The organism is Cryobacterium sp. AP23 (genome assembly GCF_054075385.1).
On the sequence record NZ_CM133415.1, the window covers coordinates 1,411,718 to 1,437,311 of the forward strand.

The window sequence follows — 25,594 nt, forward strand, 5'->3', positions numbered from 1 at the left end:
TCAGACAAGCCGGTGAAGCTATGTGCGAGCTATGACCCGACCAAGGAAAGGCTCTCGATTTCGCTGTATCCCTGCGGCGTCACCCGGATCTGCAGCTTCGCCGGGATCTGTTCCTTCATCGATTCGACGTGGCTGATCAGGCCGATGGTGCGGCCGCCCGCGCGCAGGCTGTCCAGGGTGCTCATCGCCGTTTCCAGGGTCTCGGCGTCGAGCGAGCCGAAGCCCTCGTCCACGAAGAGGGTGTCCAGGGCGATGCCGCCGGCCTGGTTGGACACCACCTCGGCCAGCCCGAGCGCCAGCGCCAGCGACGCCAGGAATGTCTCACCGCCGGACAGGGAGTGCGTGGCCCTGGCCCGACCGGTGTGCTCATCGCGGATCGCGAGCCCGAGTCCGGCCTGGTTGCCGCGGTACTGCAGGGCGTCGTCGTGTTCGAGGGCGTACCGGCCGCCGGTCATGGTGCGCAGCCGGTTGTTCGCCGCTGCGATGATCTCCTCGAGCTGCGCGGCCAGGACGTAGGTCTCGAGCTTCATCCGCTTGGTGTTGGGGTCGTCACCGTGTACGACGGCGGCGAGCTGGCGCACCTGGGCCTGGGTGGCGAGCAGGTCGGCGGCCAGGGCGAACCGGGCCCGGGCATCCGCCACCAGCGCGGTGAGCGCGCCGACGCGTTCGCGGAGGGACTCACGGCGGGCGATGGCCGCGTCGCGCGAGGCGGCGGCCTCGTCGCGGGCGAGGCGTGCCGGGGCGAGGTCGACCGGGTCGGCGGGCAGTCCGGCCAGCGCAGGCTCGGCGAGCACGCCCCGTGCTGCGGCGAGCTCGTCGTCGTGGGCGCGGATGGCGGCCTGGCCGGCGTCGATCTGGGCCGGGGTGAGCCGGGCGGCGACGGCCTCGGCCTCGTCGGTGAAGCCTTCCTCGCTCAGTTGCACGGCGAGGGTGTCGGCGAGGGCCGCCGCGGTGCGCCGCGCCGTCGCGGACCGCGCCAGGGCGTCGCCGAGCGCGCGGGCGGCGTCGAGTTCGGCCTGCAGGCTGTCGGCGCGTTCGGTGACGCTGTCGAATCCGGACCGCTGCGCGAGGATCCGGGCGGTGAGGCTGTCCCGCTCGGTGCCGAGCTGGGCGAGCTGCACGGCGGCTTCGTCCCTGGCCAGCTGCAGCGGGGCCAGGGCAGCCTGGGCCTCGGCCTGGTCGGCGCGCAACCGGGCCAGTTCGGCCTCGAGGCCGGGCACCCGGGCGAGGTGCGCGGTGGCCGTGGCCAGGGTGTCCTGTGCCGCACGGACCGCGATGTCGAGATCATCGGCGTCTCCCCCGCCGGCGCGGGTGCGGGCCTCGGTGAGTGCGGTCGCCACCTTCTGCGAGTCCGCGCGGGCGGCATCGACGGCGGCCTGCCGGCGGCCCATCAGGGCCCTGGCGCCGTCGAGGTCGTCCTCGGTCACGGGCTCGGTGTCGCCGGCCATGGGGGCGGGATGCTCGGTGGCCCCGCAGACCGTGCACGGCGTACCGTTCACGAGACCGGCGGCGAGTTCGACCGCGAAACCGCCGAGCCGGGCGTCCACAAGCTCCTGGTAGTGCACGGCGGCGGCGGTGTTCCGGGCCACGGCCTCCCGTTCGGCCCGGTGCACGCCGACGAGTTCCGTCTCGAGCCGGCGCACGTCCTCGGCCGCGGCCAGCGCCGCCTTGGCACGGGCAAGGGCTGCCTCCGCCTCGGGGGCGCGGGCGGCGCCGAGGGTGGCCTGGGTGAGGGCATCCGTCGCCGCGTCGATGCGCTCCGGCAGCGCGAGCAACAGCAGCCGGGCGATGTCGAGGGCGTGCACGTGGTCGGCAGAGCGACTCTGAAGCGCGGCGATCTGCGCCTCCAGGTCGGGCAGTCGGCGCTCGTCGGCGAGGACCTCGTCCAGGCCGCCGAGCTGCCGCAGCCTGTCGTCGATCAGGTCGGACAGGGCGGCGGCATCCGGCGCCTGGGTATCAGTGCCAGTCCCAGTGCCAGTGTCAGTGGCGGCGAGACGCTGCCACGCTGCCCGGGCGGCGGTCTCGGCATCCTCGGCCGCGGTGACGTCGGCGGCGGCCTCGGTGCAGGCGCGCACCTGCGGCCAGACCCGGGCGGCGTGCTCGGCCCGCCGCAGGGACTCGCGCCGATCCAGCATCTCCGCGGCGCGCTCGTCGAGCGCGGTCAGCGCGCGTGCGGCCGCATCCCGGCGGTCCTGTCTCCGGCGCAGCTCCTCGGCGCGCTCCCACGCCGCGGTGGCCGTGATGAGGGCGGCGGCGGCAGTGTCGGCGTGTGCGGCCTGCACGGAGAGGCGTTCGGCGACGGCGTCGAGGTGCGCTTCGAACCAGGCGAGGTCGGGCTGGTCGGGCTGCGCGGGCGCGCCGGTGTTGTCGGCGTCGTCGGTACCGGCGTCGGCCGCGTCCTCGGCCCGCCAGGCCTGGCGCAGTGTCGCCGCCACGATGCCGTCGATCTCGTGCCGCACGAGCGACAGTTCATCGTCGAGCACCTTGCGGCGGGCGAGCAGGTCGGCTTCCAGCTGCTGGAACCGCAGCGTGCCGAACAGCGTGCGCAGCACGGTGAGCCGGTCGTCGGTCTTGGCCAGCAGGAACCGTTGGAACCGGTTCTGGGCGAGCAGGATGACCTGGAGGAACTGGTCTTGCTTGAGCGGCAGGATGCTGCTGAGTTCGTTGCCCACATCCACGGGGCGAGCGGCGATGCCCACCCAGGTGTCCCCGACCAGCCGCTCGAGGCGGGCGTCGGGCTGCGCGGTGGTGGTGCCGGTGCCGCGTTTCTTCGGCTTCTCGTACCGGGGCGTGCGGTACACCCGGTAGGTGTCGCCCTTGAGGGTGAATTCGAGCTCGACGAAGCTCGGGTCGGCCGGGTCGCAGTGGTCGCTGCGCAGCCGCAGCTCGCTGCCGTCGAAGCGGGGCACGGAGCCGTACAGGGCAAAACAGATGGCGTCGAGGATGCTGGACTTGCCCGCTCCGGTCTTGCCGGTGATCAGGAAGATACCGTCGGCGTCGAACCGGGTGAAGTCCACGACCTGTTCGGTCTTGTAGGGGCCGAAGCCCGCGATGCGCAGCCGGGTGATTTTCACGCTGATGCCTCCGCAGTGGCGTCTCTCGATGCATCCGGGTTCGTCGCCAGGACCTCGGCGACGAGGTCGCGCTCGAAGTCGCTCAGCCCCACCCCGTTGCGCACGAATTCGAGGAACCCGGCGACGATCTCGGGGTCACTCTTGTGCTTCACGCGTTCCGTGTACGTGGAGACCTCGGTGGGGGCGGTCACTGTGGGGCGGTGGCTGAGTTCGATGCAGTGCCGGAACCGTTTCTGCAGGGTGCGCATGCCGTCCAGCGGACGCACCTGGTCGGTGAGAACCGCGGACACCCAGTCGTCCTCCGCGAACGCGAACTCGTCGTCTTCCGCCAGCGCGGCGAGCTCGCCGGTGAGCACACTCAGGCGCCGCGGGATGGGCAGGTCGACCCATTCCACTTCGCCCAGGCCGTCGGCGTCGAGCTCGACGAGCCAGGCCCCGCGCGGCTTGTCGGCCTCGGCGAAGGAGTAGTGCAGCGGGGCGCCGGAGTACCGCACCCGCTCGCTGAGGCGGGCACGCCCGTGGATGTGGCCGAGCGCCACGTAGTCGGGGCCGTCGAAGACGCTGGCCGGTACGAGGTCGATGCCGCCGGCCGTGATGTCGCGCTCCACGTCGCTCGCGGCAACACCCGCCGCGAAGCAGTGCGAGAGCACCACCGAACGGCCACCACGCCCGGCCAGGTCGGCACGCACCTGCCGCATCGCGAGGCCCAGCACCTGCTCGTGGGTCTTGAGGAGCTCGTCGGGGTAGTGGTGACGCACCAGGGCCGGCTCCAGGAACGGGATGCCGTAGAAGTGCACGGGGCCGTGCTGGTCGTCGATCGTGATCGGGGTGCGGTACTGGTCGAAACCGGTGACGACGTGGATGCCGGCCAGGCCCGCCCATTCGGACTGGAAGCCGAGCCGGGTGGCGGAGTCGTGGTTGCCGCTGGTCATCACGACGCGGGCGCCGGTGGCGTGCAGGCGCTGCAGGGTGCCGCTGAGCAGCGCATAGCTGTCGGCCGACGGGGTCGCGGAATCGAAGACGTCGCCCGCGACGGCGACCACGTCGACGCCGCGTTCACGCACGATCTCGACCAGGGCGTCGAGCACGATGCGCAGGTGGTCGAGGGTCTGGTGGGTGTGGAAGGTGCGCCCGATATGCCAGTCACTCGTGTGCAGGATCTTCATACCCTCACGCTACCTCCGGCCACCGACAGAGCCCGCCTGGCCGCCGCGCGTGCCCCCACTTCTCCCTCGCTTCCGGGTCACAGCTGCGCACCTCGCGCGCGCAACCGCAGCCGGATGCGCGCCACCAGTGCGGCCGGGTCGCGGAGGTCGTCGTCGGTGAACTGCAGCACCTGCCACCCCGCGTCCTCGAGCCGACCGGTGCGGCGGATGTCCGAGCGCCACTGCGCCCGGTCGGTGCGGTGCTGGTCGCCCTGGTATTCGAGGAGCAGCTTGTACTCGGGGTAGGCCAGGTCTCCCCTCGCCAGGAACCGCCCGTCCTCGTCGAAGACGTTGTAGTTGCAGAGGGGTTCGGGCAGGCCGGCGAGCACGATGATCACCCGCAGCACGGACTCGCGGGGCGATTCGGAGCGGTCCCGGAGGAGTGGGAGGGCGGCCCTGGCGCGTTGCAGTCCTCGGCGGCCCTGATAGGCCTCCAGCGCTGCGGCCAGCTCCCCCGGCGTGACGATGGGCGATTCCCAGTGCACAAGGTAGTCACCGATGGCAACGAGTTCGTGCAAGGTGAGGGCCGCAGCGAGGTCAAGCCACGTACGAGCCGGGCTCGTGAGCCGGAGCGTGCCGCGGTAGACGAGGTCGTGCGGCGAGAGGCTGAGACGATGGCCGACGACATCGCGGGCCTCCATCGGCCGGGTCGGGGCGGGTACACCCACATTCAGCGGCCGAAGGCGCGCTAGCCGAGATGGCACTGGCAAGCCGAGGAGCAATGCCGCTGTGGAGTGAGTGAAGAACGCGTCCGGCGGCATGCGCACGAGCAGTGCACGGCAGAGCGCCTCAACCTCGCTGCGCGTCGCGTAACCCCGGCCGCTCGCCGCCCCCTGCGCCGGGACACGGACGCCCCAGAACGGCCGGGCGAGATCGCCGCCATCCAGTCTCGATCGACTCACGCCAGCGCCCACGGCATCGCCGGTGCGGAATGGGCGATCGGCCCAACCGTCGGGGAGCGGAATGCGTGCGGTCATCGGTCGAGAGTGCCCCATCCCCCGATCTCCCGCCGAAGTTCTCCACACTCCCGGCTCGATGGGAAGTGAGTTACGGACTTTTGGCCTTCGTTTGCAAATCGAGGGCGGAAAGTACGTAACTCACCGCCGGCGGCAACCTGGCATCTTTGTTTGTCTGTGTTTGTGTTGACTTTAGGGGGGAAGCGGGGATAAAGTCGGGCGTAACAAAAGCGCGCGGGTCCCCACCGTGCATCCGCTGAAGTTCTCACCGTCGAGGAGGCCCGATGTTCGCCGAAGAGCGTCAGTCGATGATCGCCGAGATGGTGTCCGACCGCAGCCGGGTGACCGTGAACGAGCTCGCCGTGCGCTTCGACATCACGCCGGAGACCGTGCGCCGCGACCTCTCCGTGCTCGAGCTCAGCCGGCACCTCCGCCGGGTGCACGGCGGCGCCGTCGCCATCGACCGGCTCAGCATGTCCGAGCCCAGCCTCGAGGAGCGCCAGAGCCAGCGCCACGACGAGAAGGCCCGCATCGCCGATGCCGCCCTCGCCATGATCCCCGCGAGCACCACCGGGTCGATCATCCTGGACTCCGGCACCACCACCGAACTGCTCGCCGACCGCCTGCTCGAGTGGACGCCCGCCAAGCCCGGCGACGAGCTCCTCGTCATCACCAACGCCCTCCCCATCGCGTACAAGCTGGCCGGCAACGAGGCCATCTCGCTGCAGATCCTCGGCGGCCGGGTGCGGGGCCTCACCCGGGCCATCGTGGGCACCCGCACCACGCAGATGCTCGACGCCATGCGCCCGGACATCGCCTTCGTGGGCGCCAACGGCGTGGCCGCCGACTTCGGCTTCAGCACCCCCGACTCGGTCGAGGCCGCCGTGAAGACCGCCATCGTGCGCTCCGCCCGCCGCGTCGTCGCCCTCGCCGATTCCTCCAAGCTCGACCAGGAAACCCTGGTCAGGTTCGCCGCCCTGAGCGATATCGACGCGCTCATCACCGACGCTCCCCCTTCCCCCAAACTTGCCGAGGCCCTGGCCGCGGCGGATGTCGAGGTCGTAATCGCATGATCGTCACACTCACCCCCAACCCCAGCCTCGACCGCACCATCGAGCTCGCCGGCCCCCTCGGCCGCGGCGAGGTTCAGCGCGCGGTCGACGCGCACCAGGAGCCCGGCGGCAAGGGCGTCAACATCTGCCGCGCGCTCACCGCCTCCGGCATCGAGAGCCTGGCCATCCTGCCCGGCGACGCGACCGACCCGGTGCTGCTCGCGCTCACCGCGCAGGGCATCCCGCACCTGGGCCTGCCCATCGGCGCCACCCTCCGCAGCAACGTCGCCATCACCGAACCCGACGGCACCACCACCAAGGTCAACGAGCCCGGCCCGGCGCTGAGCGCCGACCAGCAGGCGGCCCTGGTCGAGCTGGTCCTGGAGAAGGCCGACGGCGCCGGCTGGCTCGTCCTGGCCGGGTCCCTGCCGCCCGGGGTCCCGGACAGCTTCTACGCCGACGTCACCCTGGCGCTGAAGAGCCGCTTCGGAACGAACGCCCCCAAGGTCGCCATCGATTCCTCCGGCGCTCCCCTGGCCGCGGCCATCAGTGCCGGCCCCGACCTGCTCAAGCCCAACGCCGACGAACTCGCCGAGCTCACCGGCATCGGCGACTCCGACAGCCTCGAGGCCGACCCGCACCTGGCCGCCCGTGCGAGCCAGGCCCTGATCGCAGCGGGGGTCGGCGCCGTGCTGGCCACCCTCGGCTCCAAGGGCGCCCTGCTGGTGACCAAGGATGGCTACTGGCTCGCCACCCGTCCCCCGATCGTCGCGGTCTCAACCGTCGGCGCCGGAGATTCTTCGCTGGCAGGCTTCCTGCTCCGCGACCTGGCCGGAGCATCCGCCCCGGACTGCCTGCGTCAGGCCGTCGCCCACGGCGCCGCTGCCGCATCCCTGCCCGGCTCAACCGTGCCGGCCGTGAACCAAACCGATCCCACCGCCGTCACCGTGACGGCTTTTGCCACCCATCCAAAGGAGGATGACCAGTGAGTGCACTGATTACCCCAGAGCTCGTTGCTTTGGACCAGAACCTCGGCGCCGAGCCGGCGACCGTGATCCGGCACCTCGCCGAGCTCGTTGTCGGAGCCGGCCGGGCCACCGAGATCGAGGGCCTGTACGCAGACGCCCTCGCCCGTGAGGCGAAGACATCCACCGGCATCCCCGGCGGTCTCGCCATCCCCCACTGCCGGTCCTCGGCCGTCACCGAGCCGACACTGGCCGTGGCGCGCCTGTCCCAGCCCGTCGACTTCGGTTCCGCCGACGGCCCCGCCGACCTGATCTTCATGATCGCCGCCCCGGAGGGCGCCGACCAGGACCACCTGAAGATCCTGTCGAAGCTGGCCCGGTCGCTGATGAAGAAAGACTTCACCGCCGCCCTGCGCGCCGCGAAGACCTCCGACGAGATCGTGACCCTGGTCACCGACATCGTCGCCCCGGTCGCCGCCGCCGCACCGTCCTCCCCCGCCGCCGGGCGCACCACCACCTCCATCCCGACCTCCGCCCCCACCGGCGCCGGCACCACGGGTGATGCAGCATCCGGGACCCGCCGCCTCGTAGCCGTCACGGCGTGCCCCACCGGCATCGCGCACACCTACATGGCAGCGGATGCGCTCGTCGCAGCCGCCAAGGAGATGGGAATCGATCTGCAGGTCGAGACCCAGGGTTCCGCCGGGGCCACCCCGCTGGCTGCCTCGGTCATCAACTCCGCCGACGCCGTGATCTTCGCGGTCGACGTGGACGTGCGCGACAAGAACCGCTTCGCCGGCAAGCCCGTCATCCAGTCGCCGGTCAAGCGCGGCATCGACGAGCCGAAGAAGATGATCGAGGAGGCCCTGGCCGCCATCGAGAACCCGAACGCCCGCCGCGTCAGCGGTGGCGGCGCCGCGGCATCCGACTCGGTCGCCGAGAACGAGCACATGGGCCAGAAGATCAAGCGCGCTCTGCTCACCGGTGTCAGCTACATGATCCCGTTCGTCGCCGGTGGAGGCCTGCTCATCGCGCTGGGCTTCCTGCTCGGCGGCTACCGCATCACCGAAACGGCCGACGTCGTGGTGTTGCAGAACAGCCTGTGGAACCTGCCGGAGGGTGGCCTGGCCATCTACCTCGGCGCGGTCCTGTTCAAGATCGGCGCCCTGTCGATGGGCTTCCTGGTTCCGGCCCTGGCCGGGTACATCGCCTACGGCATCGCCGACCGGCCCGGCATCGCCCCCGGCTTCGTCGCCGGTGCGGTCTCCGGCTTCATGGGTGCCGGCTTCCTCGGCGGCATCGTCGGCGGCCTGCTCGCCGGTATGGCCGCGGCCTGGATCGGCAGCTTCAAGGTGCCGAGCTGGCTGCGCAGCCTGATGCCCGTCGTGATCATTCCGCTGCTGGCCTCGATCTTCGCCTCCGGGCTGATGTTCCTGGTTCTCGGTGGACCGATCGCCTGGCTCACCGTGGCCCTGAGCGACTGGCTGAACGGCATGACCGGCGCGTCCGTTGTCATCCTCGGCCTGATCCTCGGCCTGATGATGGCGTTCGACCTCGGTGGCCCGGTCAACAAGGTGGCCTACTCCTTCGCCGTCGCCGGCCTCGGCGCCGCCACCCTGGCCAACCAGGCACCGTGGCAGATCATGGCCGCGGTCATGGCCGCCGGCATGGTTCCGCCGCTCGGAATGGCCCTGGCCACCGTGCTCAACCGCAAGCTGTTCAGCCCGGTCGAACGCGAAAACGGCAAGGCCGCCTGGCTGCTCGGTGCGTCCTTCATCTCCGAAGGCGCCATCCCGTTCGCCGCAGCCGACCCGCTGCGCGTGATCCCAGCCAGCATGCTCGGCGCCGCCACCACCGGTGCGCTGACCATGGCGTGGGGCGTCACCTCCAAGGCCCCGCACGGAGGAATCTTCGTGTTCTTCGCCATCGAGAACGTGCTGGGCTTCATCCTCGCGATCCTGATCGGCACGGTCATCACTGCCCTCGCCGTGATCGCGCTGAAGCGCTACGTGCGCAAGGCACCGGTCGAGCAGAGCGCCGAACTGAACAACACCACCCTGGTAACCGCCTAGCATTAGTAGGTTGCCTACCGTATTAAATATGAATCGAGGAAGTTCTGTGCAGAGTTTCACAGGAGTAGGGGTCAGCCCCGGCCGGATCGTAGGATCCGTCCGGCAGATGCCCAAGGCCGTGAGCGAGCCGCCAGCTGGAGAAAAGCTGGCCTCGTCGACGACTGCAGAGGATGCCGCCGTCACACTGCGCGCAGCCGCAAAGGCGGTGCAGGCCGAGCTCAAGCAGCGCTCGGTCAGCGCCACCGGCGCGGGCAAATCGGTTCTCGAGGCCACCGCACTGATGGCCGCGGACCCCATGCTCATCAAGGGCGCCGTGAAGTTGATCAACAACGACGGCGCCTCCGCTGAGCGGGCAATCTGGGACTCCGCGGCCTCCGTGGCCGAGATGCTCCACAACCTCGGCGGCTACATGGCCGAGCGCTCCACCGACGTGCTCGACGTGCGGTCGCGCATCGTCGCGGAGCTCCGCGGCGTGCCCGCCCCGGGCATCCCCGCCTCCGACGAGCCGTTCATCCTCGTCGCCGACGACCTCGCCCCGGCCGACACGGCCACGCTGAACCCGGCCATCGTGCTGGCCCTGGTCACCTCCGGTGGCGGACCGCAGTCGCACACCGCGATCATCGCCCGCGCCCTCGGCCTGCCCGCCGTCGTTGCCGCAGCCGGTGTCGAGGAGATCGCCGACGGCGTCTCCGTCTTCGTGGACGGCGCGGCCGGCAGCATCAGCGTCGATCCCGACGCCGACCAGCTTGCCGCCGCCGAAGCCTGGGCCGCCACGGCCGCGACCCTGTCGGTCTTCACCGGCGAGGGCGCCACGGCCGACGGCCACCTCGTGCCCCTCCTGGCCAACGTGGGCGGTGCAGCGGATGCCGTCAAGGCCGCCGCCGCCGGCGCCCAGGGCGTGGGCCTGCTGCGCACCGAGTTCTGCTTCCTCGACCGTGAGGAAGAACCCACCCTCGACGAGCAGGTCACCGCGTACCGCGGCGTCTTCGACGCGTTCCCGGGCAAGAAGGTCGTCGTGCGCACGCTCGACGCCGGCGCCGACAAGCCGCTGCCGTTCCTCACCGACGCGTCCGAGCCGAACCCGGCCCTGGGCGTGCGCGGCTACCGCACCGACTTCACCTCCCCCGGTGTGCTCAAGCGTCAGCTGGCTGCCATCGCGACCGCCGCCGAGGGCACCGAGGCGGATGTCTGGGTCATGGCCCCGATGATCTCTACCACCGAAGAGGCCGCCGACTTCGCCGGCATGTGCCGCGAGGCCGGACTCAAGACCCCCGGCGTCATGGTCGAGGTTCCGTCCGCCGCGCTGACCGCTGAGAGCATCCTCGGCGAGGTGCACTTCGCCAGCCTCGGCACCAACGACCTCACCCAGTACGCCATGGCGGCCGACCGCCAGCTCGGTCCGCTCGCCGCATTGAACACGCCGTGGCAGCCCGCTGTGCTGCGTCTGATCCAGCTCACCGTGGCCGGTTCCGTCGCCGAGGGCAACAACAAGCCTGTCGGCGTCTGCGGCGAAGCCGCGGCCGACCCGGCCCTGGCCGTCGTGCTCGTCGGCCTCGGCGTGAACACGTTGTCCATGACCGCACGTGCCCTCTCGGCCGTCGCGGCCGTGCTGGCGAAGGTGACCTTGCCCGAAGCCCAGCGCCTCGCCGCTGTGGCCCTGGCCGCTCCGAGCGCCCTCGAAGCGCGCGCCCGCGTGCGCGCCGAGCTGCCCGTTCTCGACGAGCTGGGGCTCTAAGCCCCGAGCGTCACACCACACGATGTGCCGGCCTCACGGGGTCAGCACATCGTGTGGGCAATACAGTTGTAAATCCGCACAGTTTCAGGAGGAACCATGTCAGAACGTAACGCCACCATCGCCAGCCGCGTCGGCCTGCACGCCCGCCCCGCGGCGATCTTCGCCGAAGCCGTCGGCGCCCTGCCGATCGAGGTCACCATTGCCCTCGAGGGCGAGCCGGCCGATGACGCCATGGACGCGTCGAGCATCCTGTCGCTCATGAGCCTCGGTGCCGCCAACGGCCAGGTCGTCGTGCTGCGCGCGGATGGCGATGGCGCGGATGAGGCCCTCGAAGGCCTCGTCAAGCTCCTCGAGACTGACCTCGACGCCGAATAGAGCACGATCTTCACACCGCTCACGCTTCACGGCGTGGGCGGTGTTGGCGTTAACTGGTCGGCGTTAACTGGTCGGCGTTAACTGGGTCAGCTCGCTCGTGTAGGGCGAGCGAGCTGATCTGCCAGTGACAGTACTAGTCCCTGCCGATCCCGCTAGGCCTCCGCCGTCACACTCAGGTGATCCTCAGCCTTCAGGTCGTCGTCCCGCCGGCTCGTCAGCCGCAGGGATGCGACCAGGCCGATCACGAGGAACCCCGCCGCCGCGTAGGCCGAATACCGGGTTCCCTCGCTGAAGGCCTCACGCGCCGCATCCGCCACCTCCGTACTCTGAGCGTCGAGCGCCGGGATGGCCGCGCCCGCACTGTCGACGACGGCATCCACAATCTGGCTGCTAGTGGCCGCCGGCACGTCGAGATCGGCCAGCTTGGCCTCGAGCGACAGCCCCACCGAGGTGAACAGCACCGTGCCGAGCACCGCGATGCCCAGCGCCGACCCGATCTGCCGGGAGGTGCTCGAGGTTCCGGAGCCCTGGCCGCTCTGCTCGATCGGCACGTCACCGAGCACCACGCCGGTGAGCTGCGCGGTGGCGAGGCCGACGCCCATGCCGTAGACGAACAGGAACGGCACGATCGACAGCCAGGTCGCATCCGCGGAGATCACCGTGCCGAGGCCGGCCACGCCGACGATCTCGGCCGCTATCCCGGCGCGCACGATGGTGAGCGGCGACACCCGGTTGCCGAAGGCGCCGGCGATGCCGCTGGCCACGAACGAGCCGATGGCCAGCGCCAGCAGCACGAACCCGGTCTGCAGGGCGTCGTACTCGAGCACGTTCTGCAGCCAGAGCGGCAGTGACAGGATGATGCCGAACTCACCGAGCGACACGATCAGCGCCGCGATGTTGCCGTTGCGGAACGACGGGATACGGAACAGCGAGAACGCGAGCAGGGTCGACTTGCCCAACCGCTGCCGCCGGAGGCCCCACCAGATGAAGGCGGCGCCGGCGATGAGGGTGACCAGGAACGCGACCGGGATGATCGACAGGGTGAACGGCCAGGTCCAGTCGCCCAGGGTGGGCGCGGTGTTGGTGAGCCACCAGCCGTAGGTGCGCCCTTCGATGAGCCCGAAGACCAGGGCGGCGCTCGTGATGACACTCAGCACGGCGCCGACCACGTCGATACGCCGCGGCACCCCGGTGTCACGGGACTCCGAGACGAAGACCAACACGCCGGCCACGATGATGATGCCCAACGGCACGTTGATGCCGAACGCCCACCGCCAAGAGAAGTAGGTGGTGAGCCAGCCGCCGAGCAGCGGGCCGACCGCGACCATACCGCCGATGGTGGAACCCCAGATCGCGAACGCGATACCTCGGTCGCGGCCACGGAAGGTGGCGTTGATCAGCGACAGGGTGGTGGGCAGCACCATCGCCCCGCCGATGCCCTGCACCAGCCGTGAGGCGATGAGCAGGTCGCCGGTCTGGGCGAGGGCCGCGAGGACCGACGCGGCGGCGAAGATCACGACGCCGGTGAGCAGGATGCGGCGGCGGCCGTAGCGGTCCGCGAGCGTGCCGAAGACCAGCAGCAGCGCCGCAAAGACCAGTGTGTAGCTCTCCTGCACCCACTGCACCTGGGTGGAGGTGATGGCGAGGTCGTCGATGATCGAGGGGATGGCGACGTTGACGATGGTGGAGTCGACGATGATCAGGGCGACGGCGATGCTGATGAAGACCAGGCCGAACCAGCGGCGGCGGGCCCCGGTCATGCGCGGGCCGGTTCGCTCGCGCGCAGCCGGCGCGGGGCGCGGATGCGGAGCACGACAGTGACGGCGACGACCGCGACGGCGGCCACGATCGCGGTCACGGCCGTGGGGGTGGAGAGCAGGTCGCCGGTGAGCCGGGCGACGGCCACCCAGGCCAGGCCCCAGCAGAGCGCGAGGGTGGGGGTGAGCCGGCCGCGGCCGACGATGGCGAGGACCACGCCGACGAGGCCGGCGACCGCGATCACCACGACGCCCCAGGCGTCGGCGGACAGGCCGAAGCCGGTGAAGCCCGCGGCGACGAGCACCGCGGAGATGTTGGCGGCGGTGGCCACGCAGACCCAGCCGAGGTAGAGGCCCATCGTGCCGTCGACCAGCACGGTCTCGATGAGGGTGCGCGGCCGGGTGTCGAGGATGATGAGGAAGATCCAGACCAGCACCGCGAGCAGCACGACGATGACCGGGACACTCGCCCAGAGCAGGTCGAACTGCACGCTGAGGATCCAGGCCGCGTTCAGGAGCAGGGACGCCGCGATCGCGTAGCCGAGCCGGCGCTGCCGGGGGTCGCGGGTCTGGCGGGGCAGGAACTGCCAGATCGCGTAGATCACGAGGCCGGCGTAGATCGGGGTCCAGATGGCGAAGGCCGGCCCACCCGGGGCGATCGGGGTGGCGTCGGCGGCGAGGGCGCCGCCGGAGGCGTCCTGGATGGGCGTACCGCCCGCGGCACCGGAGCCGATGAACGACCCGGCCAGGGCGAGCACCGCGCTGAGCAGCACGGTGGCCTGCCGGGGCAGGTCACGGGACACTGACATTGAAATCTCCTTTGTGCGGACCAATTGATCAGCTAGCTGACTAAACCACGGTAGCAGTACATTGAAAGGGTGACCACTCCCGAATCCGACGACCAGGCTGCCGTCTCCCCCGGTGGCGGCATGGCCGAGTGGCCGAACGGTCGGCTGCTCTCCACGGCCGCCCGGCTGGTGGAGCACGCCTGGGTCGATGCCCTCGACTCGCTCGGCCTCACTCACGCCGGCCTGATCGTGTTGCACCTGTTGGGCTCCGGTGCGCAGAGCCAGACGGACCTGGCCCGGGACGCCCGCGTGCAGACCCAGACGATGTCACGCACCCTGGACCGGCTCGAGCGCGAGGGCCTGGTGGCGCGCATCCGCGATGAACGTGATGCCAGGCGTCACCTCGTCACCCGCACGGATGCCGGCACCGCGGCGTGGCATAAGGCCCGCACCCTGGAGGCCGACATCTTTCCATCGCTGGAGAACGCCGATGCCCTCAGGGCCGCCCTGCTGCAGATCATCGCGGCGTCGTCGGCACGGCGCTGGTGACCTCGGTTCGTCGGGGACCGCGGGTCAGAGCTTGGTGACCAGCCGCTCCAGGCGCCGAACCGAGTTCTCGGTGTCGGCGAGGACCACGGCGACGGTATCCTCGAGCTCCTCGGCCCTGGCCACCAGCAGGCCGTAGAGCAGCGTGTTCTCGCCGTCCTCGTGGGCGGCCTGGGCGGCCTGCTCGAGTTCCTCGATGTAGAGCAGCCTGTCGTGTCGCTCGCCCAGCCGCTTCACCAACGGCTTGGCCGCGCGCGCGATCTCGCTGTAGCGGCGGCGGCGGGTTGCGAAGCGGGCCGCGGCGGCGGTGCGCTTGGCCTTCGCCTTCTGCCTGGCCTTCTTCTTCGCTTTCTTGCCGACGGTCGTCGCGGTCGGTGGGACGGGGACCACCGGCTCCGCAAGCGCCACGGCGTCGGCCGCGTAGCGGAGCCGGCGGGCAGCCTTCCTCACCTCGTGCAGGGCTGCTTCCGGGTCGTCCGCGTCACTCACGCGCGCGGCCGCGCGGCTGATGGCGGTGACCGCCTTGGTGAGGTCCCGGGAGATCTCGGCGGGCGCGGGCTTCCCCGCCTTCTCCGTCAGCGGCGGCCAGTCCGCAAAGCTGTCGAGGGCGTCGAGCAGCCGGTAGTACCGGCTGCTCAGCAGGTAGCTCCGGGCGCGCTCCAGGCCGTCGGCGTAGTCCCGGCGTGCTCCGCCGATGAGACGGATCTCGGCGTCGCCCGTGGGGTGCGGCTCAACCCCGGCGAGTTCGTCGGTCACCCGGCGCCCGCGCACCTCGGCGTCGCGGGCACGGCCCAGCTCGATGCCGAGCTGCTTGAGTTCGAAGCGGAGATCCGACACCTCCGGCTTGGTGAAGAGGCGGCCGTAGACCGCGAGCAGACTGCGCAGGCGCCGCACGATCGTGCGCATCCGGTGGATCGCGTCCGGCGCATCCGCCCGGGCCGCGGGATCGGCCCGCACCAGGTCGCCGGTGAGCTGCCGGAGGGAGCCGACCACGATGACCGCGACCGAGTCGGGGTCCTGTAGCGCCGGCGTGGGAAGCAGCCCGGGCAGCACGGCGGGGGCGGGGACGTCGGTGAGCGAGTCGGCGCCGACGGCCCGGGCGATCTTGGCGACGCTGGAGGACGGCCGCGCGCCGGCGGCCAGCACCACGGCCTCAATGTCATCGAGCAGCCGGGTGCGCTTCGTGCGGGTGTCCGGGGCGCCGTCCAGCAGCTCGACCTCCCATTCCCGCCACTTGCGGTAGGTGCCGCCGCGAGCGTCGGAGGCGGACACCGCATCGTCGGCGACCTCGGCGAGGGCTTCGCCGTCGGCTCCGTGCAGGTGCACGGTGGTGCGGACGGTGCTGATCCGTGCGAGCGGGGCGAGCGGACGGTCGCGCACGATGGCGCGCACGGGCTCGAGGACGGCGGCGGGCACCGGGCCGGCCGACGAATCGTCACCGTCGCCGGTGGTCAGCGGCCAGTGCACCTCGGTGCGGCCTTCATCTGCCGGCGTCTTGAGGTGCCACCCCTCGTCGCCGCCGCCCTCGCGGCGGCGCAGCACGATGCGCCGGCGGGCGAGGTCGTTCTCGGCGGTGTCGTAATACACCGCGGTGAGGGTGAAGGGATCGTGCCGAGTGACCTCGGCGACACCATCCACACCGTCGAATTGCGGGATCTGGGTGGGCTCCTCGACGTCGTATTTGCGTTCAATTTCGGTTTGTTCGCGCCCAGTCATGTGACTTGTCTACTACCTTGGACGCATCCGGCGGAAACTTTGGGGGAAGAAATGACGGCCACAGCACCAGAACTCGGTGAACCGCGTTGGCACGCCGATCCGGCCGGTGGCGCCGGCTTGCGGTGGTGGGACGGCACGCAGTGGACCACAGCGGTGATGGGACCGGCCGAGCTCGGCCCGCCGGTGCAGCAACCGTTGCCTGCGGAGACCCCGGTGTTCACCGCGAGTCTCTGGGCGATCGTGTTCCTGCCGTTGCTGTCAACCCTGGGTGCGCTGGTGATCCCGGCAGCGTCCCTGACCTTGACCGTCCCATCGCAGCCGGGTGGCCAGTTCGAGCAAGCGTTCGAGCCTTCCGGCCTGATTCGCACCGCGCTGGGCCTGGCCATCTACGGCGCCGCGGTCGCGCTCGCCTTCCTCGACCGGCGCACCCTGTTACGGGCCGGCTATGTGCGCCCGTTCCACTGGGCGTGGGCGTTCCTGTCGGCGGGCGTGTATGTCGTCGGCCGGTCGATCATCGTGCAGCACCGGATCGGACGAGGGCTCGCGCCGATTTGGGTGTGGACGGGCGTCGCCGTGTTGGGGCTGATCGTGTCTTTCACTGCCTCCGCCCAGCTGCTTATGGCGTCGCTGGGACAGCCGTTTCCGGGGTGATCGAAAAGACCACACCGTGGTCGTGTAGTTCAATGCGCAGGCGGTCGAGGCTGGGCACCACGAGGTCGGCGTCCAGTTCGGCGGCGGAGTGCGTGCCGACTACGCCGATCGTCGCGCAGCCTGCAGCCCGGCCCGCGGCCAGGCCGGCGGGTGCGTCCTCGATCACCACGCACTGGCGGGCATCGAGGCCGAGGCGGTCGGCGGCCTCGAGGAACGGGTCGGGAGCGGGCTTACCCTTGGCCGTGTCCTCGATGGTGACGACGACGGCCGGCGCTTCGAAGCCCGCCGCGGCCATCCGAATGCGGCACAGGTCGTGGCTGCACGAGGTGACGATCGCCCGGCGTTCCTCGGGCAGGCTCGCCATCAGTTCGGCGGCTCCGGGCAGGATGGAGATGTCGTCGGTGTCGGCGAGTTCGAGTTCGGTGACCCGGGCGATCGACGCCTCGACCTTGTCGGCGGAGACAAGGTCGGCGACCATCTCGCGCGCCGGCCGGCCGTGCTGCACTCCGGCGAAGAGAGCGCCCAGGCCGATCTCATCCGACCATTGCCGCCAGGAGCGGTTCACCGCCTTGGTGGAGTCGACGAGGGTGCCGTCCATGTCGAAGAGAACGCCCTGGAAGACACGACCGATGACGGCGTGCGCCTCAGTGTCGGGAACGGCTTCGGGGACGGCCTTCAGAATGGCCTGCAGGTCGGCCTCGATACCGGCGCCGGCCAGTCTCTCGCCGATGGTGCCGCCCGGGTTTTCGGAGGTCGTCATGGTGATTCCCATTTCCGGAGCATCGTCGTGATCGCAGTCATGCTCCTCCTTCGACCCTAACGAAGCCGCGGGCGGGGCGCTGAATCCCGGGTGCCGTCACTCTGTGTGCGGCGGTTTGCGGGTGCGTGGGTCGTGGGCGCGGTGGGGGTCCGGTGTGCGCCATTTCCCGGTCGGGTCGATCCAGGCGGGCGCTTTGACCTGCGGGACGCCTGTCACCATGCGGATCTCCCAGCCGGAGGTCTCGATGGTGTGGTGGTGGTACCAGCAGAGCAGCACCCCATTGTCGACGTTGGTGGGTCCGCCTTTGTACCAGGGCACGACATGGTGCACTTCGGCCCATTGTGCTGGGGAGGTGCAGCCGGCGATGATGCAGCCGCCGTCGCGGGCGGTGATGGCTCGGCGTTGCGCCCGGTTGAAGAACCGGGTTTTCCGGCCTAGGGCGAGGACGGCCCCGTTCGTGGCCAGGTAGACGGGTTGCATGCCGCCGTTGTCGATCATCTGGTTGACGGTCGTCATCGATACCGGCCCGTCGATGCCGTCGATCCAGCCCACGCCGACGTCGGCGAGCAGGTCGGTCGCGTTTACGTGCACCATCACCGTCGGCGGCATTCCGCCCATGGTGGGGGTGCGGGGGTCCTGGGCGACCTGGGTGAGGATGCCGCGGAGGATGTCGGCCCGTTTCTCGCCGCCGGTACGCTCGTCGAGGATCTCGCCGGGCACCAGTTCGCCGGCCTCGATGCGCTGCTGCTCCCCCGCGGAGGGGAACTTGGGTGCGCTGCGGGCGGACTGGAACGTGTTGAACAGGGCTTCGATGGTGCCCTTGAGCTCGGGGGTGACGCCGCCGCGGAGCGGATACAGACCGTTGCGTTTCGTGCCGAACGAGAAGGTGGATTTCGCTTCGAGGACGGGGTCGTTCGGGGCGGCCCCGTCGGGGTTCAGCACGGCCTGCCAGCGCGCGGTCATCTTCGTGATCTCGTTGGCCGGGTAGGTGAACCCGGCCGAGTCGCCGAGCCGGCCGACCGGACCCGTCGCCGCCGCCGGGTCGGCGGGGTCGGCGGGGCCCGGGGTGCGGCCGAAGATGGACCCGGTGGCGCGTTCGACGAGGTCGGCTTCGGCCCGATCGACCGCGGCCGGGTCCGCGTACAACCGGCCCTGGGCCGTGTAATCGGCCAGGCCCTTCACGATGGTCTCCGCAGCATCGATCCCCAGTTCGCCGGCGGTCAGCGCCGCCGCGACCAGGGGGAACTCCGCTTCCAGCACCACTCCGCCCACGGCGCGTGGGGCGACCTTCTCGCCCAGCAGCACGCGTCGTTTCATTTCCGCCGACGAGGTGCCGGTCAGGCGGGTGAGCAGGTCGTTGGCGTGTGACGCGCCGAGCCGCCAAGCCAGGGACTCCCGGCCCAGGGCCCGCCGCGCGCGGAAGCCCACCGCGGTGGCCGTGCGGACCCGGGCGGCATCCACGGGGCGGCCGGCCTGCTCGACCACCTGGGTCAGGGCGATCACCTCCGGGTCGCTGAGGCCCTCCACCTCGATCGCTGCCATGACCGTCTGCAGGGTGTGCACAGCGTTGTTCAGGACCCGGAGCTGGTCGCCGAAACCGCCTTCCAGCGCCCGCTGCACCGTCGGCAGATCGGCCGGATCCCGCCACTCCGGGCGCGGCTTACCGGGTAGCTGACCGGAGCCGGCGGTGTCGGAGGCGCCGCCTACCCTGGAGTCACCACGCGCATCTGACGCTGGTGCCGCCGGAGAAAATTCCGCTGCCGGGACGGCGAGGCTGGTGTTCCAGTCCGCGGCCGGCTGAGCGGCGGGAGGGCCTCCCGTCGCTGCTGTGGAACCACCTGCCAGGTCGTCGTCCATACCTACATTCTCCCACGAATGGGAGGTTTATGCGAGGAAACGTCACCTTATCCACAGGCCAATATCGCAACTGTTCCCTAATCGGACAAGTGGTCCCGGTGTGCCGGGCCCACTTGTCCGTTGCGGGAACAGTTACCCGTGCAACCACGGGGCATGGGGTCAGGTGGCCGCGGCGTATCGGGCGTACGCAGACGTGGCGAGCGCCGTCGTCCCGGGCAGGCCCGCCGCACCCGTCGTGGTCACTGTGAGCCACACGCCATCCGCCAGCACGGTGACCTGGCACTGGTCCGCGGCACAACCGGCCAGGGCCTCGATTCCGGTGTCCGGCCAGCGAGCACCCGGCTCGCCGGCGAGGTCCACCGTTTCCAGCGCGATCGGAGAGGGCAACTCGGCGAGCTCAAGGTAGCCGAACTGTCCGACCGCGCCGGGCATGATCGTGAGCGACACCCCGCTGAAGCCGGCATCAGTGCCGGACCAGGCGCACTCCACCAGCCCGCCACGCACCTCGGTCGCCGCCGTCTGCGAGGCCCGGTCATCCAGCAGCAGGAGGTCGCCGCCGGTGGCGCCGGCGAGCGCGCCGGGACCGCTGAGGTCGTGCGGGCTCACCAGCGCGCCGCAGTCCGGACGGGCCGGACCCGGGGGCTGTGCGAACTTCAGGGCGCCCAGGGATTCGACGACACCGGCCGCATATCCCTCGAAGACCGCCGGCTCGAGGTCGGGTGTGCTCACCGAGATGGAGAGCCAGGTGGAACCAGTGAGCACCTCGGCGCGGCACCCCTGCCATTCACCGTCGCGGCAGGCGGAGAACGCCTGGTCGCCCAGCTTCGCGGGAAGCATGTTGGCCAGGCCATCGTTCACGTCGGGTTCGATCAGGCCGAACTCCGCGGCTCCCTTCGGCAGCACCGTCACGAGCACCTCGGGGCCGCCGTCCTCCGCGCCGGCCAGGACGTACCGGCACTGGTGCCCGCCCGCGAAGCGAATACTGAGCGACGCCATCGTGGCCGCAACCACTCCGGCATACGGGGTGGTCGTGGCAGGCCGGTATTGCTGGTCGATGACCTCGGTAACCGGCGCCCCGAGCACGTCGGCGGCAGCCTGGATCGGCACGAACATTCCGCAGTTGATGAGCACCACCTCGTCGCCCACTCCACCGATGAACTCGGACTCCGGCTCGGGGGTGGCCGTTGGCGCCGCCACCACGTCTGGAACAGCGGCGCATCCGCCCAGCACGAGGGTCAGCAGCAGTGCCGCCAGGGTTCGGGCCTTCGCCCGGCGTCCTCGTGTGCCTGCGCGCATCCCCCGTGCCTTCCTCGCGTTCTTCCCCTCCGCTCACCCTACGACTCCCGCTCCCTGCGCCGCCGGTCCGGCTCACCCCCCTAAGGGGAACCCGGGCGCTCCCGGCGCGTCGTCCGAACACCGGGCACGGGTCGGATCGGATGGCTACGCTGAAGGGATGAACCTTCCTCCCGTCGCCGCCCAGAAGCCCACGCGGCGCATCCATCACAATGACGTGTTCGTTGACAACTACGAGTGGATGCGCGACAAGGACGCCCCCGAGGTCACCGCGCACCTCGAGTCCGAGAACGCCTACACGGATGCCCGCACCAGCCATCTGGAGCTGCTGCAGGAGCAGATCTTCGAGGAGATCAAGGACCGCACCCAGGAGACCGACCTCAGCGTTCCGGTGCGCCGCGGCCAGTGGTGGCACTACACCCGCTCGGTCGAAGGCATGGAGTACGGCATCCACTGCCGCGCGCCCATCACCGGACCCGACGACTGGACTCCCCCGGTGATCGAACCGGCCGCCGCGGATACCCCCGCCGGCGCTCCCGGCCTGCCCGGCGAGCAGGTGCTGCTCGACGACAACGCCGAGGCCGCCGGCCACGACTTCTACTCCCTGGGCAGCTTCGACGTCAGCGACGACGGCACCCGGCTGCTCTACGCCGTCGACATCGAGGGCGACGAGCGCTACACGGTGCGGGTGCGCACCATCGCCACCGGCGAGAACCTCGCCGACGAGATCCCCAACACCAGCGCCGGCGCCCTGTTCGACCCAAGCGGCCGCTACATCTTCTACACGACCGTGGACGACGCCTGGCGCCCCGACACCGTCTGGCGGCACGAGGTCGGCGCCCCGGCCGACAGCGACGTTCAGGTGTTCACCGAACCCGACGAACGGTTCTGGGTGGGCGTCGGCCGCTCGCGCAGCAACCGGTACCTCATGATCGAGGCCGGCTCCAGCGTCACCAGCGAGACCTACCTGCTCGACGCCGCCGACCCCACCGGCGAGTTCGCCGTGGTCTGGCCGCGGCGGGACAACGTGGAGTACGACGTGGAGCACGCCGTGATCGACGGCGAGGACCGGCTGCTGATCGTGCACAACGACCACGCCGTCAACTTCGAATTGGTCAGCGTGCCCGCTTCCGACCCGCGGGGCGAGAAGCGGGTGGTGCTGGCGCACAACGAGAAAATCCGGCTCGAAAGCGTCGACGCGTTCCGCGACTTCGTCGTCGTGGAGTACCGCAGGGACGGCCTCACCCGGGTGGCCTACGCCACCAAGCGTGGCGGCGGGCTGACCGAACTGGCCTTCGAGGAGGCCCTCTTCTCGGTGGGCACCGGCAGCAACCCGGAGTGGAACCAGCCCACCATCCGCCTGGGTTACACCAGCTTCGTGACCCCGTCGACGGTCTACGACTACGTGGTCGCCACCGGCGAGCTGCGCCAGCTCAAGCAGCAGCCGGTGCTCGGCCACTACGACCCGACCCTGTTCGAACAGCGCCGCGAGTGGGCGACCGCAGCCGACGGCACCAAGGTGCCCATCTCGATCGTCTACCGCAAGGACCTGGTCGAACCGGGCACCCCGGCGCCGACCCTGCTCTACGGTTACGGCTCCTACGAGATCAGCATCGACCCGTCGTTCAGCATCGCCCGGCTCAGCCTGCTCGACCGCGGCATGGTCTTCGCGGTCGCGCACGTGCGCGGCGGCGGCGAGCTCGGCCGGCTCTGGTACGAAAACGGCAAGACCCACCAGAAGCGCAACTCGTTCACCGACTTCGTCGCCTGCGCCGAGCACCTCATCGACTGCGGGTACACCACGGCCGACCGGCTGGTGGCCGAGGGCCGCAGCGCCGGCGGCCTGCTCATGGGCGCCGTGGCCAACATGGCGCCGTCCCTGTTCGCCGGCATCCTCGCCGGAGTGCCGTTCGTGGACCCGCTCACCTCGATCCTCGACCCGAGCCTGCCGCTCACCGTGATCGAGTGGGACGAATGGGGCGACCCGCTGCACGACGCGGAGGTGTACGCCTACATGAAGTCGTACTCGCCGCTGGAGAACGTGCACCAGACGCACTACCCGCGGATCCTTGCCGTGACCAGCCTGAACGACACCCGGGTGCTCTACGTGGAGCCCGCCAAGTGGGTGGCGCGCCTCCGCGAGGTGGGGGCGGATGCGCTGCTCAAGACCGAGATGTCGGCCGGCCACGGCGGGGTCTCCGGCCGCTACGCCGGCTGGCGTGAGCGGGCGTTCGACTACGCCTGGCTGATCGACGCGGCCGGGGCGCATCCGTCGGGTGAGGGCGACCTGGCCGCGACGGAACGAACCGGTTCCGCCGCCGTTTGAGCGTGCTGCGATGGGGGTTGCTTGGCGGGCGGGAGAACCCACTAAGCTAACGCGGTATCGCGCGCAGGCGCACACGACGGGGCGGGGGACCCAGTGCAGGGCATGGCGTCGACCGTACCGCTGCCAGGCTCCGCCATGCCCGCAGGCGGTGCGCTCCGTACCCGGCGCCAGGTGATCATCGACCGCATCCTGCTCTGGAGCGTGCCGATCGCGCTTTTCGTCTACCTCGTCGCCCTGGTGTTCCACGGCGACGGGGTCAACCTGCTCGTCGACGTGTGGATGGCCCTGCTCGGCGACTGGGCGGCCGTGCTCCTGGTCTGGTTGGCCTGCGTCCGCGTGCGCTTCGGCCGCGCCGACGTCACCCTCGCCGCCCTCGCGGTGACGGCCATCGCCATCGGCGACACGGCCGCCCGGTTGCTGCCCGCCGGCACCGGCACGAGCCGGCTGCCGAGCGTGACCGACGCCAGCTACCTCGTCTTCTACGCCCTCATGATCGCCGCCCTGGCGGTCCTCGGCCTGCGCTCCCTGCGCGGCCAGGGCTGGCCGGTGCTGCTCAGCAGCGCGGTGGGCGGCCTGGGCGCCGCGGCGCTTCTGGCCGTCGTGCTCAGCGCGCCGATCGAGGACGCGTTCTCCCGCCCGTTGTCCGCTGCCGGGCTGCTGGGGATCGCGTTCCCGGTGGTCGACATGCTGCTGGTGGCAGCGCTGGCCGCCATCGCATCCGCACCGGTCGTCGTGCTGGGCCGTCACGGCCTGCTGCTCGCTGCCGGGTTGTTGGTGTTCGCCGGGGCGGAAGTGGTCGAGGCCCTGAACCTGCCGGCCGCAGACTCGCCGCTCCGCACGGTGCTCGGCGCCGCATGGGCCGTGGGGTTCTCCCTGATCACGGCGTGGGTGCTGCTCTCGGTGCGGGTGCAGCCGGGGTCCCCCCGGGTCGCGGCCCCCGACGATTCGCCCGCCGCGGGCATCGCCGTCGCCGTGCCGCTGGTGGCGACGGTCGCCGGTATCGGCGTGCTCCTGCTCGCCAGCCAGGTGCACGTGTCGCTGCTCGCGGTCTGCCTGGCCGGCGCCACCCTGGCCCTCGCCACGATTCCGCTGGCCTTCCGCCAACGGATGCTGCACGCCCTCTCCCGCACCGACGAGCTCACCGGGTTGCCCAACCGGCGCGCCCTGGCAATGGATGTGTCGGCGCGGCTCCGCGAGCCGGACGCGCCGCCCAGCGCCCTGCTGGTGCTGGACCTCGACCGGTTCAAAGAAGTGAACGACAGCCTGGGCCACGACGCCGGCGACCGGCTGCTCAGCCGGATCGGCGAGCGTCTCTCCGGCGCCCTGCGGGCCGGCGACATGCTCGTACGCCTCGGCGGCGATGAATTCGCCGTGCACCTGCGGCACGCCGACTCACAGCGGGCCCTGGCCATGGCCCGGCGGCTGCGGGCGGAAACAGCCAAGCCGTTGATGGTGGACGGCCTCAGCCTGGAGCTGGAGTTGAGCATCGGCATCGCCCTCACCCCCGACCACGGCGCCGACCTCGGCGACCTGCTGCGGAAGGCCGACATCGCCATGTACGTGGCGAAGGCCACCCGGGTGGGCCAGCACCTCTACTCCAGCGAGGACGATTCGAACGACGTCACCCGGCTGCGCACCCTGCAGGACCTGCGGGTGGCCCTGGACGAGGGCCAGCTGGTGCTGCACTACCAGCCCAAGGTGAGCCTGCGCACCAACACCGTGCACGGCGTGGAAGCCCTGGTGCGCTGGAACCACCCCACCCGCGGCCTGCTCTTCCCCGGCGAGTTCCTCGACGTCGCCGAGAAGGGCGGCCTCATGCGCGCGCTCACCAGCACGGTGCTGACCCTCGCCCTCGACCAGGCGAAAACCTGGCACGACAACGGCCTGCCGCTCACCGTGGCGGTCAACCTGTCCTCCCGGTCGCTGGCGGACTTCCGGCTGGCCGGAATCGTCGTGGCGATGCTCGCCGACCGTGACCTGCCCGGCTCCGCGCTGATGCTCGAGGTGACGGAGGAGTTCCTGCTCGTGGACCGGGACCGGGCCCGCGCCATCCTGGTGCAGCTGCGTGCCGCCGGCGTGATGATCGCCGTCGATGACTTCGGCACCGGCTACAGCTCGCTGGCCTACCTGCGGGACCTGCCGATCGACGAACTCAAGCTCGACCAGTCCTTTGTCATCCCGATGCTCGACGACGAGCGGGCCTCAGCGCTCGTCGCCTCCTCGATCCACCTGGGCCACAGCATGGGGCTGCGCATCGTCGCCGAGGGCGTGGAGACCGCGGAGGTGCTCGCCCAGCTCGCCCGGTTCGACTGCGACGTCGCGCAGGGCTACTTCCTCTCCCGCCCGGTGCCGGCCGCCGCGCTCGAGGCCTGGCTGACCGACCGCGCTGCGTCCGGCACGGGCGCGCAGAGCCTGCTGCCGATTCTCTGACCGGGGTGCCGCCGCCCGGGAGGACCCGGGCTCCCG

18 protein-coding genes are annotated in these 25,594 nt (G+C 70.7%); 9 read left to right on the top strand and 9 right to left on the bottom strand.

What is annotated here, in order from left to right; genetic code table 11:
• Positions 1–29 precede the first annotated feature (29 nt).
• From ACU5E9_RS06680 to ACU5E9_RS06690, 3 genes are all read right to left on the bottom strand, one after another.
• Positions 30–3,074, bottom strand: a complete 3,045-nt coding sequence (locus ACU5E9_RS06680) for an AAA family ATPase (protein WP_456812833.1) — start codon at positions 3,072–3,074, stop codon at positions 30–32.
• Positions 3,071–4,240 carry an exonuclease SbcCD subunit D gene (locus ACU5E9_RS06685; protein WP_456812834.1) on the bottom strand — a complete coding sequence of 390 codons (1,170 nt, stop codon included), beginning with the start codon at positions 4,238–4,240 and terminating at the stop codon, positions 3,071–3,073. Before ACU5E9_RS06685 ends, ACU5E9_RS06680 begins: the two co-directional genes overlap by 4 nt.
• A gap of 77 nt (positions 4,241–4,317) precedes the next feature.
• The gene (locus ACU5E9_RS06690) at positions 4,318–4,920 is read right to left on the bottom strand and encodes a DUF559 domain-containing protein (RefSeq protein ID WP_456812835.1); all 603 of its coding nucleotides are present in this window, start codon (positions 4,918–4,920) and stop codon (positions 4,318–4,320) included.
• A gap of 599 nt (positions 4,921–5,519) precedes the next feature.
• Here ACU5E9_RS06690 and ACU5E9_RS06695 point away from each other — a divergent pair.
• From ACU5E9_RS06695 to ACU5E9_RS06715, 5 genes are all read left to right on the top strand, one after another.
• Positions 5,520–6,308: a DeoR/GlpR family DNA-binding transcription regulator gene (locus tag ACU5E9_RS06695; protein WP_456812836.1), complete on the top strand. Its 789-nt coding sequence runs from the start codon at positions 5,520–5,522 to the stop codon at positions 6,306–6,308.
• Positions 6,305–7,276 (top strand): 1-phosphofructokinase family hexose kinase, encoded by a 972-nt coding sequence (locus tag ACU5E9_RS06700; RefSeq protein ID WP_456812837.1) that lies wholly within the window; start codon positions 6,305–6,307, stop codon positions 7,274–7,276. The genes ACU5E9_RS06695 and ACU5E9_RS06700 overlap by 4 nt, the downstream gene beginning before the upstream one ends.
• The gene (locus ACU5E9_RS06705) at positions 7,273–9,324 is read left to right on the top strand and encodes a PTS fructose transporter subunit IIABC (RefSeq protein WP_456812838.1); all 2,052 of its coding nucleotides are present in this window, start codon (positions 7,273–7,275) and stop codon (positions 9,322–9,324) included. The genes ACU5E9_RS06700 and ACU5E9_RS06705 overlap by 4 nt, the downstream gene beginning before the upstream one ends.
• Positions 9,325–9,370: 46 nt before the next feature.
• The gene (gene ptsP / locus ACU5E9_RS06710; protein WP_456812839.1) at positions 9,371–11,059 is read left to right on the top strand and encodes a phosphoenolpyruvate--protein phosphotransferase; all 1,689 of its coding nucleotides are present in this window, start codon (positions 9,371–9,373) and stop codon (positions 11,057–11,059) included.
• Between the two features lie 96 nt (positions 11,060–11,155).
• Positions 11,156–11,434, top strand: a complete 279-nt coding sequence (locus tag ACU5E9_RS06715; protein ID WP_456812840.1) for an HPr family phosphocarrier protein — start codon at positions 11,156–11,158, stop codon at positions 11,432–11,434.
• Between the two features lie 152 nt (positions 11,435–11,586).
• Here ACU5E9_RS06715 and ACU5E9_RS06720 read toward each other — a convergent pair whose 3' ends face one another.
• Positions 11,587–13,194 (bottom strand): MFS transporter, encoded by a 1,608-nt coding sequence (locus ACU5E9_RS06720; protein ID WP_456812841.1) that lies wholly within the window; start codon positions 13,192–13,194, stop codon positions 11,587–11,589.
• On the bottom strand, positions 13,191–14,000 hold the full coding sequence (locus ACU5E9_RS06725) for a tryptophan-rich sensory protein (RefSeq protein ID WP_456812842.1): 810 nt from the start codon (positions 13,998–14,000) through the stop codon (positions 13,191–13,193). The genes ACU5E9_RS06720 and ACU5E9_RS06725 overlap by 4 nt, the downstream gene beginning before the upstream one ends.
• Positions 14,001–14,069: 69 nt before the next feature.
• Here ACU5E9_RS06725 and ACU5E9_RS06730 point away from each other — a divergent pair, with 69 nt between their 5' ends.
• Positions 14,070–14,528, top strand: a complete 459-nt coding sequence (locus ACU5E9_RS06730) for a MarR family winged helix-turn-helix transcriptional regulator (protein ID WP_456812843.1) — start codon at positions 14,070–14,072, stop codon at positions 14,526–14,528.
• Between the two features lie 24 nt (positions 14,529–14,552).
• Here ACU5E9_RS06730 and ACU5E9_RS06735 read toward each other — a convergent pair whose 3' ends face one another.
• Positions 14,553–16,241, bottom strand: a complete 1,689-nt coding sequence (locus ACU5E9_RS06735; protein ID WP_456812844.1) for a CYTH and CHAD domain-containing protein — start codon at positions 16,239–16,241, stop codon at positions 14,553–14,555.
• Positions 16,242–16,292: 51 nt separating this feature from the next.
• Here ACU5E9_RS06735 and ACU5E9_RS06740 point away from each other — a divergent pair, with 51 nt between their 5' ends.
• Positions 16,293–16,892, top strand: coding sequence for a DUF2510 domain-containing protein (locus ACU5E9_RS06740; RefSeq protein WP_456812845.1), 600 nt, complete (start codon positions 16,293–16,295; stop codon positions 16,890–16,892).
• Here ACU5E9_RS06740 and ACU5E9_RS06745 read toward each other — a convergent pair.
• The 3 genes from ACU5E9_RS06745 to ACU5E9_RS06755 all read right to left on the bottom strand — a co-directional run bounded on the left by ACU5E9_RS06745 (position 16,858) and on the right by ACU5E9_RS06755 (position 20,805).
• Positions 16,858–17,652, bottom strand: coding sequence for an HAD-IA family hydrolase (locus ACU5E9_RS06745; RefSeq protein WP_456812846.1), 795 nt, complete (start codon positions 17,650–17,652; stop codon positions 16,858–16,860). The two genes, ACU5E9_RS06740 and ACU5E9_RS06745, sit on opposite strands and share 35 nt — an antisense overlap.
• 96 nt (positions 17,653–17,748) lie before the next feature.
• Positions 17,749–19,509, bottom strand: coding sequence for a DUF222 domain-containing protein (locus ACU5E9_RS06750; RefSeq protein ID WP_456812847.1), 1,761 nt, complete (start codon positions 19,507–19,509; stop codon positions 17,749–17,751).
• A 159-nt stretch (positions 19,510–19,668) separates the two neighbouring features.
• Positions 19,669–20,805: a hypothetical protein gene (locus ACU5E9_RS06755; RefSeq protein WP_456812848.1), complete on the bottom strand. Its 1,137-nt coding sequence runs from the start codon at positions 20,803–20,805 to the stop codon at positions 19,669–19,671.
• A gap of 157 nt (positions 20,806–20,962) precedes the next feature.
• Here ACU5E9_RS06755 and ACU5E9_RS06760 point away from each other — a divergent pair, with 157 nt between their 5' ends.
• Together ACU5E9_RS06760 and ACU5E9_RS06765 are read left to right on the top strand one after the other, a co-directional pair.
• Entirely contained in the window at positions 20,963–23,128 is a 2,166-nt protein-coding gene (locus ACU5E9_RS06760) for a S9 family peptidase (protein ID WP_456812849.1), read from the top strand.
• A 135-nt stretch (positions 23,129–23,263) separates the two neighbouring features.
• Positions 23,264–25,558, top strand: a complete 2,295-nt coding sequence (locus ACU5E9_RS06765) for a putative bifunctional diguanylate cyclase/phosphodiesterase (protein ID WP_456812850.1) — start codon at positions 23,264–23,266, stop codon at positions 25,556–25,558.
• Positions 25,559–25,594: the final 36 nt, after the last annotated feature.